This window comes from Hydrogenophaga sp. RAC07, from assembly GCF_001713375.1.
In the GTDB taxonomy this organism is placed as follows: Bacteria; Pseudomonadota; Gammaproteobacteria; order Burkholderiales; family Burkholderiaceae_C; genus Hydrogenophaga.
In genome coordinates, this window is sequence record NZ_CP016449.1 from 2,861,239 (window position 1) to 2,878,105 (window position 16,867).

17 protein-coding genes are annotated in these 16,867 nt (G+C 64.0%); 8 read left to right on the forward strand and 9 right to left on the reverse strand.

Annotated features, from left to right (window positions below):
* Position 1: 1 nt before the first annotated feature.
* On the reverse strand, positions 2-751 hold the full coding sequence (locus BSY239_RS13340) for an IclR family transcriptional regulator (protein ID WP_069047273.1): 750 nt from the start codon (positions 749-751) through the stop codon (positions 2-4).
* A gap of 152 nt (positions 752-903) precedes the next feature.
* Between BSY239_RS13340 and BSY239_RS13345 the strand changes: the two genes are divergently transcribed.
* From BSY239_RS13345 to BSY239_RS13360, 4 genes are read left to right on the forward strand one after another with little or no spacing between them, the layout of a single operon-like run.
* A complete protein-coding gene (locus BSY239_RS13345) occupies positions 904-2,178 on the forward strand; it encodes an aromatic ring-hydroxylating dioxygenase subunit alpha (protein WP_056272119.1) in 1,275 nt (424 codons plus the stop codon).
* A 46-nt stretch (positions 2,179-2,224) separates the two neighbouring features.
* Complete coding sequence (locus BSY239_RS13350) at positions 2,225-3,205, forward strand: Bug family tripartite tricarboxylate transporter substrate binding protein (protein WP_069047274.1); 981 nt, start codon at positions 2,225-2,227, stop codon at positions 3,203-3,205.
* 6 nt (positions 3,206-3,211) lie between these two features.
* On the forward strand, positions 3,212-3,991 hold the full coding sequence (locus tag BSY239_RS13355; protein WP_056272130.1) for an SDR family NAD(P)-dependent oxidoreductase: 780 nt from the start codon (positions 3,212-3,214) through the stop codon (positions 3,989-3,991).
* A gap of 44 nt (positions 3,992-4,035) precedes the next feature.
* Positions 4,036-5,007 carry a PDR/VanB family oxidoreductase gene (locus BSY239_RS13360; protein ID WP_069048986.1) on the forward strand — a complete coding sequence of 324 codons (972 nt, stop codon included), beginning with the start codon at positions 4,036-4,038 and terminating at the stop codon, positions 5,005-5,007.
* A gap of 319 nt (positions 5,008-5,326) precedes the next feature.
* Here the strand turns inward: BSY239_RS13360 and BSY239_RS22975 are convergent, their stop codons facing one another.
* Both BSY239_RS22975 and BSY239_RS13365 read right to left on the reverse strand, forming a co-directional pair.
* Positions 5,327-5,452 carry a hypothetical protein gene (locus BSY239_RS22975; protein ID WP_256926968.1) on the reverse strand — a complete coding sequence of 42 codons (126 nt, stop codon included), beginning with the start codon at positions 5,450-5,452 and terminating at the stop codon, positions 5,327-5,329.
* Between the two features lie 107 nt (positions 5,453-5,559).
* The gene (locus BSY239_RS13365) at positions 5,560-6,807 is read right to left on the reverse strand and encodes a CaiB/BaiF CoA transferase family protein (protein ID WP_069047275.1); all 1,248 of its coding nucleotides are present in this window, start codon (positions 6,805-6,807) and stop codon (positions 5,560-5,562) included.
* Between the two features lie 143 nt (positions 6,808-6,950).
* On the opposite strand from BSY239_RS13365, the gene BSY239_RS13370 reads away from it, so the two are divergent.
* The 3 genes from BSY239_RS13370 to BSY239_RS13380 are packed head-to-tail and all read left to right on the forward strand — an operon-like array spanning position 6,951 to position 10,032.
* Complete coding sequence (locus BSY239_RS13370) at positions 6,951-7,826, forward strand: IclR family transcriptional regulator (RefSeq protein WP_236944068.1); 876 nt, start codon at positions 6,951-6,953, stop codon at positions 7,824-7,826.
* A 30-nt stretch (positions 7,827-7,856) separates the two neighbouring features.
* The gene (locus BSY239_RS13375) at positions 7,857-8,618 is read left to right on the forward strand and encodes an enoyl-CoA hydratase-related protein (protein WP_069047276.1); all 762 of its coding nucleotides are present in this window, start codon (positions 7,857-7,859) and stop codon (positions 8,616-8,618) included.
* A gap of 7 nt (positions 8,619-8,625) precedes the next feature.
* Complete coding sequence (locus BSY239_RS13380; RefSeq protein ID WP_069048987.1) at positions 8,626-10,032, forward strand: MmgE/PrpD family protein; 1,407 nt, start codon at positions 8,626-8,628, stop codon at positions 10,030-10,032.
* A 59-nt stretch (positions 10,033-10,091) separates the two neighbouring features.
* Here BSY239_RS13380 and BSY239_RS13385 read toward each other — a convergent pair whose 3' ends face one another.
* The 5 genes from BSY239_RS13385 to BSY239_RS13405 all read right to left on the reverse strand — a co-directional run bounded on the left by BSY239_RS13385 (position 10,092) and on the right by BSY239_RS13405 (position 14,394).
* Positions 10,092-10,958, reverse strand: a complete 867-nt coding sequence (locus BSY239_RS13385; RefSeq protein WP_156775481.1) for an alpha/beta fold hydrolase — start codon at positions 10,956-10,958, stop codon at positions 10,092-10,094.
* Between the two features lie 5 nt (positions 10,959-10,963).
* Entirely contained in the window at positions 10,964-12,196 is a 1,233-nt protein-coding gene (locus tag BSY239_RS13390) for an acyl-CoA dehydrogenase family protein (protein ID WP_056278144.1), read from the reverse strand.
* A 16-nt stretch (positions 12,197-12,212) separates the two neighbouring features.
* Entirely contained in the window at positions 12,213-12,614 is a 402-nt protein-coding gene (locus tag BSY239_RS13395) for a Zn-ribbon domain-containing OB-fold protein (RefSeq protein WP_034694630.1), read from the reverse strand.
* Between the two features lie 5 nt (positions 12,615-12,619).
* A complete protein-coding gene (locus BSY239_RS13400) occupies positions 12,620-13,789 on the reverse strand; it encodes an acetyl-CoA acetyltransferase (protein WP_069047277.1) in 1,170 nt (389 codons plus the stop codon).
* Positions 13,790-13,911: 122 nt separating this feature from the next.
* A complete protein-coding gene (locus BSY239_RS13405; RefSeq protein WP_056278151.1) occupies positions 13,912-14,394 on the reverse strand; it encodes a MaoC family dehydratase in 483 nt (160 codons plus the stop codon).
* 130 nt (positions 14,395-14,524) lie between these two features.
* Between BSY239_RS13405 and BSY239_RS13410 the strand changes: the two genes are divergently transcribed.
* A complete protein-coding gene (locus BSY239_RS13410; protein ID WP_056278154.1) occupies positions 14,525-15,334 on the forward strand; it encodes an SDR family NAD(P)-dependent oxidoreductase in 810 nt (269 codons plus the stop codon).
* Positions 15,335-15,342: 8 nt separating this feature from the next.
* Here BSY239_RS13410 and BSY239_RS13415 read toward each other — a convergent pair whose 3' ends face one another.
* The gene (locus tag BSY239_RS13415; protein WP_056278157.1) at positions 15,343-16,857 is read right to left on the reverse strand and encodes an AMP-binding protein; all 1,515 of its coding nucleotides are present in this window, start codon (positions 16,855-16,857) and stop codon (positions 15,343-15,345) included.
* Between the last annotated feature and the right edge of the window lie 10 nt (positions 16,858-16,867).

The window sequence follows — 16,867 nt, forward strand, 5'->3', positions numbered from 1 at the left end:
GCTAGCGCTGCCCAAGTGCTTGCGAGAGTTTCCGTGCTTCTTCCTTGAGGAGCGTAACAAATACGCTGACACGCGCTTGGTCCACGCGCACACCAGGACCGAAAACGGCCAAAGACCCCATGACTTTGTCGTTCCCCAGAAAAAACGGCACAGCAACCGCCACCGCGCCCTGGATCAATTCGTCCCGGCTTATCGCATACCCCTGTTCCCGGATCTGCTGCAGCCTGTCGAGATAGGCCGATACATTGACGGTTTCTCCGCTCTTGTTCAGATAGCTTTCGGGTGTGGGAACATGGGCAAGGATGGCACGCCCGCTAGCGCCCAACGTCACGTCTTCCCGATAGCCCAAGCCGCGTTTGAAACTGAGCGGCTGTGCGCTGGGCAATTCGGCCACACAGATTCGACTGTTGCCCTGGTGAACAAGCAAGGCAACAGTCTCGCCCGTCTGGTCCCACAAGCGGCGCAGCATCGGTTGCGCCAGGGTCGCTATGTCAAGACTGGAGCTCCACACGTGTGCAAGGTGCGCCACCGAGGGACCTAATTCGAAGCGCTGAGGATCACCGGACGACACGATGAACCCGCTGTGTTCCAGCGTGCGCAACAGCCTGTACAGGGTTGGACGGCTCAGGTCTACCCGCTTGAGCAGCTCACCCGCTGTCAGTTGGTGGTCGGTTGCCGTGAACGCCATGAGGATTTCCAGCGCTCTGTCCACGGCCCGGACACTCTCGCCCGGTTTTTCAGTTGGTCCCATAACTCCACCCAAGGTTGCACTTCTATCATGGTACCCGCCCACCAGTCCACTTGATGGACTGACTATTCAAAACTTGACAGAGCTCAATCGGTCCGTAAAATGGACTGTAATGTCATGCAGTGGACATGCCGATCAATTTTGGAGACCTGTCTATGAACAAGGAAATGTCTGAAGCGCTCACCCGCGTCGGTCCCGGCACGCGCATGGGCAACCTGATGCGCCGCTACTGGGTGCCGGCACTGGCATCGAGCGAAATCCCCGAAGCCGACGGGCCGCAGGTGCGCGTGCAACTGCTGGGCGAGAAGCTGCTCGCCTTTCGCAATAGCGATGGCAAGGCTTGCCTGATCGGCGAATTCTGCTCGCACCGAGGCGTGTCGCTGTACTTCGGCCGCAACGAGCACAACGGCATCCGCTGCGCCTACCACGGCGTGAAGTTCGACGGCATGGGGCAATGTGTGGACGTGCCGTCCGCGCCTCAGGCTTGCGCGCGCATGCACATAAAGGGCTACCCTTGCGTGGAGCGCGGTGGCATCGTGTGGACCTACATGGGCCCGGCCGATCAGCAGCCCGCACCGCCCGAGCTGGAGTGGTGCACGCTGCCGCCCGAACATGTGTATGTCTCCAAGCGCCTGCAGTACAGCAACTGGCTGCAGGCCATGGAAGGCGGCATCGACACCGCACACGTCTCTTACGTGCACCGCTACGAGGTGGATACCGACCCGATGCACCAGGGAGTGAAGGCGCTGGACTACATCAAGGCCGACGGCAACGTGAAGTTCGAGATCGAGCAGACGCCCTTCGGCCTGAGTCTGTTCGGCCGCCGCAACGGCGAACCCGATTCGTATTACTGGCGCATCACGCAGTGGCTGTTCCCCTGGTTCACGCTGATCGCGCCGTTTGGCGAGCATGCGCTGGGCGGGCATGTGTGGGTGCCGATCGACGACCATAGCTGCTGGGCTTGGAGCATCAACTGGCAGCCTGCCCATCCCCTCACCGACGAAGAACGCACCGCGATGGAAGAAGGTAAGGGCATTCATGTCGAATACGAAGCGCCCGGCAGCTTCATCCCCAAGCAAAACCGCGACAACGACTACTGCATGGACCGCGTGGCGCAACGCGAAGACCGCTCTTACAGCGGCGTGTTCGGCTTCTCCGCGCAGGACTATTCGCTGCAGGAAAGCATGGGCACGATCCAGAATCACGAGGCCGAAAAGCTACTGCCCACTGACAAGGCTATCGTGATGGCGCGCCGCATGTTGCATGAGGCCGCGCTCGGCTTGGCAGATGGCCAGACCCCGCCCGCGCTGGACCCAAGCGCACAGCACGTGCGCCCCGCCGGAGTGCTGCTGCCCAAGGAACAGGACCCCGTTGCGTGGGCACGCGAGCAGCTCGCCGACGCGACGAAAAAACCGGTCTTCAGCCTTTGAGCGACTTCACTTTTCCACCCCACGACAGACAGCACCGGAGACACCTATGAAAACCCACCTGAAACTCGCGGCGGCTGTCGCGCTCGCGGCCTGCGCGGCCACTGCCGCCTGGGCGCAAGGCGCGTCCGACTGGAAGCCCAGCAAGCCGGTGCGCATCATCGTGCCCATCGTCGGCAGCACCAACGACGTGCTCGCTCGCCTGATCGGGCCGAAGCTGCAGGAGGCGCTCGGCCAGCCATTTGTGGTCGAGAACAAACCTGGTGCGGGGGGCAACATCGGTGCATACGAGGTGAGCCGCGCCGCGCCGGACGGCCACACCCTGCTGATCGGCTACAACGGGCCGCTGGCGATCAACGTCACCCTGTTCGACAAGATGCCGTACGACCCTACCAAGGATCTCGCGCCCATCACGCTGGCGGTGAAGTCGCCGCAATACCTGGTGGTGAACCCGGCCACCGGCATCACCGATGTGAAGGACTTCATCGCCAAGGCCAGGGCCAACCCGACCAAGTATGCCTACGGCTCGGTGGCCATGGGCAGCGCCTCGCACCTCACCATGGAAATGATGAAGTCGGGGGCGAACTTCCGCATGACGCACATTCCCTACCGCGGCGCCGGGCCAGCCGTGGCCGATCTGATCGCGGGCAACATCCAGGCCGGCTTCTTCGTGCCCGGCAACGTGCAGGGCTTCGTGAAGGAGGGGCGTCTCAAGCTGCTGGCCTCCACCGGCCCGAAACGTTTTCCGAGTACACCGGACATCCCGACTCTCAGCGAGTCGGGGCTGAAGGACTTCGAGGCCACCTCGTGGATCGGTCTGCTCGCGCCGGCCGGCACGCCGCCGGCCATCATCAACCGCTACCACGAGGAGATGGTGCGCATTCTCAACTCGCCCGACATCCAGAAGCGCCTGCACGAGATGGAGTTCGAAATCGTCGCGAGCTCGCCCAAGCAGTTCAGCGACTGGATCGGCACCGAGATCGTGCGCTGGGGCAAGGTCATCAAGGACACCGGCGCCAAGGCGGAGTGAGCCGACATGAGCGCACCCCGACTCGCTGAGAAGACCGCGCTGATCACGGGCGGCGGTGCCGGCATTGGCGCCGCGGCGGCCACGCTGTTCTGTCGCGAAGGCGCGGCCGTGCTGCTGGTGGATGCCGACGCCCAGGCGCTGGAGCGCACCCGCCAAGCCATCGTGCAGGCCCTGCCCGGCGCGCGCGTGCTGTGCGTGGCGGCCAACGTGGCCGACGAGGTCGCCGCGCGCGCCGCCGTGCAGCAATGCAACGCGCAGCTCGGTGGCCTGGACATCCTGGTAAACAACGCCGCCATGCGCAACTACTCGGCCGCCGCCGACGCCACGCCCGCCGAGTGGCAGGCCATGGTGGGCGTGAACCTGGTGGGCATGTCCAACTACTGCGCCGCGGCCTTGCCGGCGCTGCGGCAATCGGGCGCGGGCAGCATCGTCAACGTCTCGTCGTGTTACGCGGTCACCGGCCGCAAGGGCATGGCGCTGTACGACGCGACCAAGGCCGCGCAACTGGCCTACACGCGCAGCCTCGCGTTTGAGGAGTCGTCGCACGGCGTGCGCGCCAACGCGGTGTGCCCCGGTTCCACGCTGACGGATTTTCACGTCGGCCGCGCGCAGGGCTCGGGCAAGAGCGTCGAGCAGCTCAGGACCGAGCGCAAGGATACTTCGCTGATCGGGCGCTGGGCCTCGCCGGAAGAGATTGCCTGGCCCATCGTGTGGCTAGCGTCCAGCGAGGCCTCCTTCATCACCGGTACCACGCTGATGGTCGACGGTGGCTTGCACATCATGTAGCTATTGGGGACATGTTCCCCAAGGTTCTTGTCTACAACTCCGCAATGTCAACATCCAAGCTTTCTGCACTTGTCTACAACATGAGGCTTGAAGCCCCCGGCGTTGTTAGTGTCGAATTTAGGCCAGCCACACCAGACACTGTCTTCCCACCTCATGCCGCTGGCTCACATATCGACCTTCATCTGGGAAACGGCTTGGTTCGCAGCTACTCGCTGATGAACCCGATCACCGATAAGCAACGCTACGTGGTGGGCGTTCTCAAGGATCGTCAGAGCCGTGGGGGGTCGAAGTATGTCCACGAGAAGGTTCGCGTGGGCGATGTTCTGGACATCTCGGTGCCTCGCAACAATTTTCCGATGGAAGAACGTGCTCAGCAGTCCGTGCTGGTTGCAGGTGGCATCGGCATCACACCTATGCTGTGCATGCTCAATCGACTGGCTTCGCTGGGTCGATCTGCCGAGCTGCTCTATTTCGCTCGTTCCCGCCGGGATGCTGCGTTCTTGCAAGTGCTGGAATCGATGGAGTCAGGCCAGCTCAAAGTGCGGTACCACTTCGATGACGAAGTCGGTGCGTCTCCCGACCTGCCAACACTGCTGGCAGCGTATCCGGCCGATACCCATTTCTATGGCTGCGGCCCCGGCCCCATGCTGGACGCGTTCCAGAAGGCGTGCGACGGTCTGGGATACACCCACGTGCATCTGGAACGGTTCGCCGCCGTGGAACCTGTGGGGACGCCGCCCTTCAACGCCAATGGCTGCACCGTAGAACTGCGCCGAAGTCAGAGGATCATTCAAGTGCCGGCTGGTTCGACCATTCTCGACGCCATGATGGATGCGGGCATCATTCCTAGCTACAGCTGCAAGGAGGGGATCTGCGGTGCCTGCGAAACCAAAGTTCTGGCTGGCGAGGTGGATCACCGGGACAGCATCCTGACACAGCAAGAGCGAGCAGCCAACAAGTCGATGATGATCTGTGTGTCGGGTTGTCGTTCCAATTTGTTGGTACTGGATCTCTAAGACCGGTGTTGTTTGGATAGGTTGCGCGCTTGGCCGGTTTGAACACACCGCCGAGCAGGTCACGAAATCGGGTCAACTCCAACTCCAAGGTGCCAGTTGTGGTGGTGATTCCAATGGTCCGACGCAGCGGTGTGCTCGCTGGAGTTCTGGTAAGCGAAGCCATAGGCCCATTCGCTCAGATCCGACTGGATGAAGCGCTCGACCTTGCCGCTGGTTTGGGACCGCCACGAGCTGGGAATCGGTCACAAATACCCAAATCTTGGCAGGCCTGTGCGAAGTCTCTTAAGCGGAAGGCCGCTCCGTTGTCGATGAGCGGGAGCTAGATGCGCACACCCAGACTGGCGTAGTAGGCGTGGGCGTTGCACGAGAACTGCACCGCGTTGAGCGCCTTCTGGTCGGGGTGGATGTCGATGAACGCGATACGGGCAGGGTCATCAATGGTCAAAAAAACATCTTCCAGCCCGCTTCATCAACGCTATCCATGCATTTGCCCATCCACGGAATTGGGGCCCAACGCGCTGACCAGTCGAGTCGCGTTTGATGCCGGAAGCCTCATTCTGACACCTCCGCATCGGCGAGGAGTGGAACCGCTGCGCCACCGACCAGCAAGGACGCCAGCGCAACTGCATCAAAGCCGCATTCGCGCAGCACCGATTCGGTGTGCTCCCCCAATCGCGGCGCGGGCGCCAGCTTGCTGACGTCGTAACCCACCCAGCGCGCTGGCGCGCCAAAGGTACGCATCGCTCCTTCGCTCGGGTGCTCGACCTGACGGAAGAAGCCCACCGCCGCCAAGTGTGGGTCATCCAACAGTGATTCGACGGTGTTCAGAGGCACCGCCGGCACGTCGATGTCTTCGAACAGCTCCAACCAGTGCGCGGTGCTTTGCACGCATAGCGTCTGGCCCAGAAAGCCGTACACCTCGTCAATGTGGCGGGTGCGGCTGGCCAAGTCGGCGAAGCGCGGATCGACCCGCAAATCGTCGCGCTCGATGGCATGCAGAAAACGCTGCCAGTGGCCGTCGTTGTATACCAGCGCGCAGATGTAGCCGTCGCTGGTTTCGTATGGCCGGCGCCCGGGCGACAACAGCCGCACGTAGCCAGCGTCACCACTGGGCGGCTCGAAGGTGCGCCCATATAGGTGGTCCGAAAGCACCACGCTGGCCATGGTTTCGAACATCGGCACATCGATACGGCAGCCGCGTCCGTTGCGCTCGCGCCCGTACAGCGCCATGGCCACGCTGTGCGCTGCATGCAGGCCGACCATGCGGTCGGCAATCGTCAGCGGCACGTAGCGCGGCTCGCTCGCCCCGCTTTGCTGCTGTAAGGCGGCGATGCCGACCGCGCCCTGGATCAGGTCGTCATAGGCCGGGCGGCCGGCGTAGGGACCGTCCTCGCCGTAACCGTACACGCCGCACCAGATGATGCGTGGATTGATCATCGAGATGCTCTCGTAGTCCAGCCCGAGCCGGGCGATGGAGGCCGGGCGGAGGTTGTGCACGAAGACATCGGCGCCTTCGATCAGGCGCCGCATCGCAGCCGCGCCCTCCGGCGATTTGAGGTCAAGCGCCACGCTGCGCTTGTTGCGGTTCAGGTGCAGGAACAGCGGACCCATGCCGGGATGGCGTCCGGGGCCGATCCAGCGTGTCGAGTCGCCCTCAGGGGATTCAATCTTGATCACGTCCGCGCCATGGTCGCCAAAGATCTGGGTGGCGTAGGGCCCCATCAGCACCGCGCTGAGGTCGATCACCCGCACGCCCTCGAGTGGCCCGGCGGGTGCTGCCTGCTTGTGTTGGCTTGTCATCTGTGTCTCCTCTGATTTCTCGATGCCAGGCTGCCTCAGCGCCGAGTGCTGAGGAAAAACCGGATTGACGACCGTCCATCCTAACGATATTCTGATTACCAAACAAATGTTCCCATATCAGAACACAAGGAGGCTTCGATTCTATGAACATGCCCACGGCCAGCTTGCGCGAATGCACAGGCATCAATACCCGCGCGGAGGCTTCTCCCTTGGCCGTGACCCGCGTGCTGCGGCTGCTGCGGATACTGGCCGACCGCCCTGCTGGCTTGGCCCTGACCCCGTTGTGCTTGGCGTTGAATGCACCAAAAACCAGCGTACTCTCGCTGTTGCGCGGCCTCACGGCGCATGGCTACCTGCAGCGCAGCAATGACCTGTATGAACTGGGCCCCGAGGCGTTCTCACTAGGGGCATCTCTGGTGTCGGCCCGCTCGCTCGACGTTGTGGCCCTGCCCTTCCTGCGGGAGGCAGTGGCGCGATCCGGCGAGACCGCCCTGATCGCCAGAATCGACCGCACCGCCGATCGGCTCGTCTACAACCCGATCTTCGAGAGCACCCGGACGATTCGATACGCCGTGCCAGTCGGCACGACACGGCCGCTGTTTGCCTCGTCCGCCGGGCGCGTGCTGCTCGCGTTCCAGGAAGAGGCATGGCGGCGTGACTACCTGCGCCGGGCCGATCTGCGGGCCATGACCGAGCACTCGGTCACCGACCCGGCGCAACTGGCGCGGATCATCGAGGAAGCCCGGGTGAGAGGGGTGGCGGTCACATTCGGAGAAGTGACACCTGACGTTGCCGGCTTTTCGGCCCCGATCTTCGAACCTGACGGGCGCGTGAACGCAGCGCTGATCATCGCCGCGCCGATCGAGCGCGGTCGCGCCGTCGCCGATGCGCTGCAGCACCTGGTGATGGAACTCGCCGCAAGCATCTCGGGGGCACTCGGCTACCGTGCGGGACCGGAATCGCGTGAGGTGGCAACGAATCAAGCCAGACCAATGCCCCAGACCCGCCGCTCGCGGTAACAGACACAAACGTCAAAAGGAGACACCCCCATGAACAATGAACTGCTCTACGAAGTGAACGACGGCATTGCCGTCATCACCATCAACCGGCCCGAGCGCCGCAATGCGCTGAATCGCGCCGTGCGCGAAGGCTTTTTTGAGGTCTGGCGCCGCTTCGAAGCTGACGGGCAGGCGCAGGTGGCCATCCTCACCGGCGCCGGTGACAATTTCTGCGCCGGCATGGACCTGGTGGAAGCCGCAGACACTCAACTGCGCATCCCGCCAGCGGGCTTCATCGCCGTGCTCGGCGACAACATCGAGGTCACCAAGCCCGTCATCGCTGCCGTGCAGGGCTATGCCTATGCAGGCGGTTGGCTGCTCTCGCAGATGTGCGACCTGTGCGTGGCCGACCAAACCGCCAAATTCGCCATCACGGAGGCCAAGGTCGGGCGCGGCATGCCGTGGGCCTCGCCGGTCATCCACATGCTGCCGCAGCGCATTCTGATGGAAGTCGCGATGACCGGCGACCCGCTGACAGCGCAGCGCGCCTACGAACTCGGCTACATCAACCGCCTGATGCCCAAGGGGCAAGCATTGCAAGGGGCCAAAGAGCTGGCGACCCGGCTCATGGCCAATGCGCCACTGACGGTGCGCGCGGCCAAAGAAATGGTGCGCCTGTCCACCGAGATGGGCCGCACCGCCGCGCTGCGCGCCTCCAACCGAGCGTTTGATGCCGTCTACCTCAGTGAAGATGCCCTGGAAGGCCCGCAATCTTTCCGGGAAAAGCGCAAACCGGTCTGGAAGGGGCACTGAAATGAGCATGACCACAACCAGAAAACCCGCACCGTCGTCCGCTATCCAAATCGCTGACATCACGCGGGAACTGGCCGCGCGCTGCGCTGACCTGTGCTACACCGATCTCCCGGAGGACGTGCGCCTGCGGGTCCGGCAATGCCTGCTCGACTGGATCGGGGTGACGCTGGCTGGCGCGTGCGAGCCACTGGTTCACATGCTGGCCGAAGAAGCCCGTGAACAGGGTGGGCATGCCCAGGCCACCGTCGTCGGGCACGCCATGACGACCTCCAGCCGGCAGGCGGCATTGATCAATGGCTCGGCCTCGCACGCACTCGACTATGACGACGTCAACATGGCCTGCACCGGCCACCCCTCGGTGGTCCTGATCCCGGCCTTGCTCGCCCTGGCCGAATCGCGCGGCGCCAGCGGACGCGACTTCATGACGGCCTTCGCCGCCGGCTACGAAACCATGTGCCAGTTGGGGTTGGTGTGCGGCGACGCACAGTATTCCAACGGCTTCCACACCACAGCCACGCTAGGCACGCTCGGTGCGGCCGCCGCCTGCGCACGCTTGCTGCAACTCGATGCCGACGACACCGCGACCGCGCTGGGCATCGCCAGCACCATGGCGGCTGGGCTGAAATCGATGTTCGGCACCATGTGCAAACCCTTGCATGCCGGGCGGGCCAGTGCCGACGGCCTGCAGGCGGCCCAGTTGGCCGCACGCGGCTTCACCAGCCGTGCCGATGCGATTGAATGTCCGCAAGGCCTCATCGCCACGCACGGTGGTACCGCGTCGCTGGGAGCTGCGGTGGCCACGCCGAACGGCGGCTGGCATCTGCGCCACAACCTGTTCAAGTTCCACGCCGCCTGTTATGGCACACATGCCGCCATTGAGTCCGCGAGCCACTTGCGCCTGCAACACGCACTGCGGGTTGATGACGTGTGCCGCGTGACGGTGCGTGCCAGTTCCGCCTGCGAGGGTGTATGCAACATCGCGGAGCCGCGCACCGGGCTGGAGGCCAAGTTCAGTCTCCGTCACACGGTAGCGATGGCGCTGGCCGGGGTCGACACCGCCGGATTGGACGCGTTCAGTGACGAAGCCGTATACGCGCCCGAGGTGGTGGCGCTGCGTGATCGGGTGCAGGTTTTGCTCGCACCTCAATGCCCGGACCTCACCCTCAGCGAGGTGGTGATCGAGACTCAGAGCGGCACAGTGCTGCGCCAACGCTACGACAGTGGGCGCCCAGCCAGCGACCTGCTGGAGCAGCAGCAGCGCCTGGAGGAAAAGTTTCGCCTGCTGGTCAAGTCTGTGCTCATACCTGACGAGTGCGACGAGCTGATAGACCTGGTGGCACGGCTCGACGAACTGACCGACCTCTCGCCGCTGGCAGGCATGCTGGCTCGCCAAGCGTGCGCTGATCGACACTAACAGCGTTTATTGGTGCGGGCAGGCTGGCGTGCGGAAAAAAAAGAGACGTGCAATACCCCTCATTGGTCGGCGTTTTTGCTCTCCGCGGAAGGGCTGCGCCCAATGCGGCAAAACAAGCGCTGCAACATGCTCCTGGTCTCCCCACGGGCCAGCTGCTGCGGATGGTGACCAACTCCAGGCAGCGCCGTCACTTCAAGCGGCATCAGACCGTGGCGAAACAATGCAATCGCGCTGGGCCGCCAGCCATATTCATCGTCATTGCCGAACAACACGGAGACCGGACAACGCACTGCGGCAAGCTCGACGCTCATGTCCCATTGAAGTGCCTGCGGGCTGGCCCAGGGCTCGTACCAGCCCCAGAACATGGTGTCGGTGTTGTCGCCATGGTGGCGACGAAGTTTTTCGCGCAAGCCGTCTTGCTCAAACGCGCGCCGCGCGACGGCCATGGCGTCCACCATGAACTGATCCACAGCCATGGTTGGCGAGCAGGCAAAAACGCCGCATACCAGCTCAGGATGCGCCGCCGCAGCCAGCACCGACATGGCTCCTCCATCACTGTGGCCGAACATCAACGCCTTGTGGATTCCAAAGTGGCGCAACACCTCGCCAAGCACCGGCCCAGCCTCTTCACGCCGGTAGCTGGGCTCGCGCCCACCCACCAGACTCTCGGATCGCCCATAACCATACCGGTCATAGGCCAGCACCGGCCAGCCGCTGGCTTCGGCCAACACCTGAGGCAGGTCTTTCCAGGTGGTGATGCAGTCCAGACCGCCATGCATCATCACGATGGTCGGCTGCCCGTTGCCCACATCACCCCAGGTGGTGGCGGCCAGCCGATGGCCTCCCGCAAACAGTTCGTGTTCCTTCATTTCGTTCTTTTTCATCATGTCAATCTGCCTCCGGGTTGGGCATTGCAGAGGATCCACACAGCCTACAGGTCGGCCTGTCCAGTCAGCAGTTGGCGCGCGACGGTGCGGCGCTGGATTTCGCCCGTACCGTCGGGTATACGCATCACGCGGGCGAAGCGGTAGCCCTCTTCCAGGCGCAGTTCGTTGGTCAGGCCCATGCCGCCGTGGATCTGGATGCTGCGGTCCATCACGCGCCCCAGCATCTCGGTCGAAAATGCCTTGACCATACTGACCTGTGCGTTGGCTGAGCGGCCGCTGTCCAGGCGCCAGGCACAGTTCTGAATCATGGTCTTGGCAGCGTAGATGTCCATCGCGCTGTCGGCCAGCATGAGCTGGATGGCCTGGTGCTCGGCAATGGGCACGCCAAAGGTTTTTCGCACCTTGGCGTAGTCCACCGCCTGGTCCAGCGCCCAGCGGGCCAAGCCCAGGCAGGATGCAGCCATGCCCATGCGCCCGGCGTTGACGCCGTCCATGGCCACCGCCAAGCCGTGCCCGACGTCGCCGAGCCGGTGGTCGTCGCGCACACGCACGCCGTCGAGCACGATGACGCCGGTGTCGCCGCCTAGGTGACCCATGGTGTTGATGATGCGCGGCACTGAAAAACCTGACGCGCGCGTGTCGACGAAGAAACCGGTGACACCACCCTTGTGGCGCGCTGCGGCTTCGGGGTCGGTCAGCGCGAACACCATGGCGTAATCGGCGTAGGGCGAGTTGGTTATCCACTGCTTGGTGCCGGTGAGCACCCATTCGTCACCGTCGCGCACGGCGCGGGTTTGCATGCCGAATACATCGGAGCCCGCATCGGGCTCGCTCAGACCAAAACACAGGGTCTTGTCGCCGCTGGCGATGTCGTCGCGGTACTGCGCGAAGATGTCCGGCTTCAGATGCCGCAGCACAGGCGACAGACCGTTGGTGAAGGGCGAGGGCAGCACCACCGTCTGCACCAGCGGCTGGGCCGGACCCACGCAGTGGTTGAGGCTCTCCTGCACATGGGCCATGACCTGCGCGCCCTGCCCGCCACCACCCAGTTTTTCGTCGCCGAACAAGGTGTAGAAGCCCAGTTCCGCGGAGCGCTTGCGCACCTGCTGGCGCAGCGCCAGCGCCTCGGGCACATAACGGCCGCTGGCGTCGAACAAAGTGCGTTCGCTGCCCAGCAGATCGTGGTGGCGCTGCTGCAGTGGCAGCACTTCGCGCTCCACGAAGCGCAGCACTGCCTCGGCAATCGCCACGGTATCGGGATCGATGGTGAAGTCCATATGGGAAACCTCGGCGCTACAACAGCCGGAACTTCGGCAGCGTGACCTCGTCGGTCACGTCGTCGTACTGCACCGTCACACGCTGGCCGATGCGCACCGCCTCCACATCGTCGGTGACGATGTTGGTCATCATGCGCGCGCCCTCGTCGAGGTCGATCACCGCCACCACGTAGGGGGTGTCGGCCTTGAAGGCCGGACCGGCCGGCCGGCGCGCGATGGTGTAGCTGTAAATGGTGCCGGTGCCGCGCGCATCGACCCATTCGACGGCGTCGGAATGGCAGTGCGGGCACAGGACGCGCGGATAGAAATGGTGCTTGCCACAGTCATGGCAGCGCTTGAGTGTCAGGCGATGTTGTTTCAGGGCGTCCCAATAGGAGCGGCTCTCGCCATCGATGACGGGCAGGGGTTTGTCGTACATGGTGTTCACCGGGTGGAGAGAATGCAAGTGGCACCGCTGGAGAGCGTGCCGCCGGTGCCGTGGACCAGCGCGGTCACGGCGTCCTGGATCTGGCGCGGGCCGCATTCACCGCGCAACTGGCGCACCGCCTCGATCAGCAGGAAGATGCCGTACATGCCGGGGTGTGCGTAAGACAGACCGCCGCCGTTGGTGTTAAGCGGGAATACACCGCCCGGCGCGGTGCGCTGGTTGGCGACAAAGGCTCCACCCTCGCCACGCTTGCAAAAGCCCAGCGCTTCGAGCGTCAGCAGCACGGTGATGGTGAACGAGTCATAGACCTCAACCACGTCAATGGCGTCATGCCGGATGCCCGCCATGGCAAAGGCGTCCCGACCGGCCACTTCGGCGGCCGTCAGGCGCGCTAGGTCGGGCATGGCGGCGATGGTCCAGTGGGTGTGTGATTCGCCGTAACCGCGCACGAACACCGGCTTGTGACCGAGCGCCTTGGCGTGCTCGGCGGTGGTCATGACCAACGCGCCACCACCGTCGGTGACCAGACAGATATCGAGCAGGTGCAGCGGGTCGGAGATCATCGTGCTCTGGAGCACATCCTCGATCGACAGCGGCTCGCGCATGGTGGCCGCGGGATTGATCGCCGCCCACTTGCGCGTGGCCACCGCGATCTCGGCCAGGTTCTCGGAGGTGGTGCCATATTCGTGCATGTGGCGCTTGGCCGCCATCGCATAGCCGCCCACCGGCGTGGGCATGCCCCAAGGCGTCTCGTACTGCATGGTCAGCACCGCCGGGCGCCCGGCGAGGTTGCGGCTCATCTCGCTCTTCTGCAGGCTACCGTAAGTGATCAGCGCCACCTCGCAGCGGCCAGCCTCGATGGCGGTGGCGGCATGCGCCACATGCGCCTCGAAGGCCGAGCCGCCGATGTTGGTGCCGTCGACGAAGCGCGGCGTAATCCCCAGGTACTCCGACAGCGTCACGGTCGGCAACTGGCCCGGACCGGGCACCCCCCACATACCGGCGGTCAGCAACCCATCGACTTCGTGCATGGCGATGCCGGCGTCCTTCAAGGCGTCGCGGGCGACCAGCGCCTGGGCCTGCAGGACCGACATGGGCGCAAGGACCTTGCCGTCCTTCAGTGGCAGGTCGGCAACGCCGACGATCACAGCTTCTCGTTTTGTCATAGTTGGAAGTTTCCTAGTGTTGAATATCCCGGTCCACCCGGTCTGTACTGTTGATCCGGCCCTTTGACGTCGCGAGTCGTAGACGGGCTGCCACAGGCAAACGACTCACGAAAGTTCAAAATTCATGGAGCCGGAGCAGCAGGCAAAAAAGTAATGGTTTCAGTGAAGTCGGCAATGGTCTCGCCACGCTGATTGATCACCAAATGTTGCAACTCCATCAGGGTGTAGCCGCGCGAGGTCGTGGGGAGCAACCGGGCCTCCCCTTCGACATGAATGGTGTCGCCCGGAAACAGCGCACCGCGCAGGCGCGCCTGTACGCCGGTCATACCGCCGAACGGGCCGACTTCGTGGCCTTTGAGCGTGCCCTTGATGATGCCCGCCACGTAAGTCGCCAGCAGCCCCATGCCTAGCGAGATGACCATCGGGCCGGGCGCAAAGCGGCTGCGATGCGATCCGGTCATGTTCTCCCGGATGTACTCCATGTCGATGAAAAATGGTTCATGCAAGCCGACCACATTGACGAAGGTGACGATGTCGGTTTCGCTGATGGTGCGCCGGTGCGTCTTGAAATGATGCGACTTGGCACTGTCGGTCAGCTTGGTCATTTTGAAGTCCGGTGATGGATGGGGGGTGGTGATGGATGAAAGTGGTCCTCTGCGGGCAATCCCTCGATCGGCCTGTCCCGCTGTTTTGACAAAGTCGGGTTTTTATGTATCCAGCGCCGGAGAACAGCGGATGAACCCAGCACCCTTGACTGGCGGTCCACTTCAGGGCCAGATCGCCCTCGTCACCGGTGCCACGGCCTTCATCGGTCGTGCCATAGCGCTGGAGTTGGCGCGGCGCGGCGCGCACGTGGTCGTCAACGGCCGCAATCCCGAAGCCGGGCAGGCGGTGATCAACGAGATCGCTGCGAACGGCTACAGCGCCACGTTTGAACAAGCCGACCTGACCAATAGCGATGCGGTTCATGCCATGGTGGATCGAGTTGCCGAGCGCCACGGTCGCCTTGACATCCTGGTGGCCAGCGGCGCAGATGCCAGTGCCGACTTGCCGTTCTTTCGCCTTTTCAAGGAAATGCGCGACGGCGGCTTCGACAACTACATCCGCGCCCACTGGCTCACCCGCGTGTATGCGATCCAGGCGGCCGCCCGCGTCATGGCACTGCACGGTCGCGGCAAGATCGTCGCGGTGGGTACCGCCGCGGGCCGCGTGGCCACGGTCGGCGAATCTTTCATTGGCGGTGCCACAGGCGGCATGATGCAAATGTGCCGCGTGCTGGCACGTGAACAGGGGCGCGACGGCATTCGCGTCAACGCGGTGGCGATGAGCTACATCTGGGATGCCGAGCCGCGCTGGGGTCCGGGCTCGCCAGCGCTCGAAGACGGCCATGGTGCGGGCATGATCGAGAACCCGCGCAAGCGCATGCTGTTTCCAGTGCATTGCCAGAACATCGCCAACTCGGCGGCGTTCTTGGCCGGACCGGAGTCCGATGCCATCACCGGCCAGACGCTCAGCGTCAACGGCGGTTTGAGCACACCGGGCTGACATGGCCATCAGGCGCCACCGTGCGCGGCCTTGACGGCCGCGCGGTCAATGCTATCGGCACCGCCCAAGGGGAGTGCCGATACAAACACCACGTGCTTGGGTTTTTTGTAGCGTGCGATGCGACCGCCCACAAACTCGATCAACTCCTCGGCACTCAGCGTGCACCCCGCCTTCAGCACGCAGACAGCCTTGACCGCCTCGCCCCACTGAACGTCCGGCACACCGAGGACCACCACCTGCGCCAGCGCCGGGTGCTCCATAATGACCCGCTCGACTTCAGCCGGATAAACGTTCTCGCCCCCCGGCTTGATCAACTCCTTGGCCGGTGAACGCCCGCTGTACCAGAGGTAGCCCTCGGCATCGACGCGCCCCATGTCGCCCGTGTGGTGCCAGCCGTTGCGCAGCGTGAAGGCGTTGTCTGCTTCACAGCGCCAGTAGCCCTGGAACACCATCGGCCCCCGCACCACAATTTCGCCGGTGGCGCCTGTGGGCAACGGGCGGTCCAGTTCGTCCACCACCGCGACCATGTTCAGCGCGGTGGGACGCCCGGCGCTGCCGGGGCGCTCGTCAAATGGCGCCAGGCTGACCGAGCCCGAGGTCTCGGTCTGGCCGTAGGCACTCCAGAAGGTCGCCTGGGGACAGGTGGTGCGCAAGCGCGCGATGGTCTCGGGCACATCGATCCCCGACACCACGCGCAACCTGGCCAGTGAAGAGCCTTGGGCGGCTGCGGCGTCCAGCAGGGCACCCAGCATCGGTGGAAAGGTGCCGATCAGGCTGCCCCCGTCCTCGTCGATATGTTTGACCAGACTGGGCGGATCGAAACGTGTCAACAGCAGCGTCGCCCCGCCCGCCTGCTGCGTGGCCAGCATGAAGCCGATGGCGGCCACGTGAAACAGCGGCAAAACGCCCAGATTGACGTCCGTCGGCGTCAGGTGCCAGGCCAGTTGCGTCTGCAGGCTGGCGGCAATCAGGCCGCGGTGCGAGAGCAGCGCGCCGCGCGGCCGACCGCCCACGGCGGCGGTGTGGATGATGAGCAAACCGCTGTCGTCGGCCAGACCGGGCAGATCCGCCGCCTGCGTATCGCACTCCCGATACAGCTCACTGACGGGTTGCCATGGCGCTGGCGCGGCGCCCAGCGTGTAGCGCAGCGTGTCGTCCAAACCGCGCTGCGGCAGCAGGGCCTGGAATTCATCGGCCACGATCAGCACCCGCGGTGCCACGTCCTCGATGACATAGGCGACCTCCTCGGCCGACAGCCGCCAGTTGATCGGCACCACGATCGCGCCCAACTGGGCTGCGGCGCCGAACAGATCGACGTATTCCAGGCAGTTGGGGGCCAGTATCGCCAGCCGGTCACCCTGGCCCACGCCTGCGTCCGCCAGACCGGCTGCCAGGCGCGCTGTGCGCCCGGCGTACTGGGCGTGCGTGATCCGCTGATTGCCGAACACCAGAGCGGTGTTCGATCCGTACAACCGCGCGTTGCGGTTGATGAGATCGTGCAGCGTAAAAGATCGCAAACTCATTTCAGGCTCC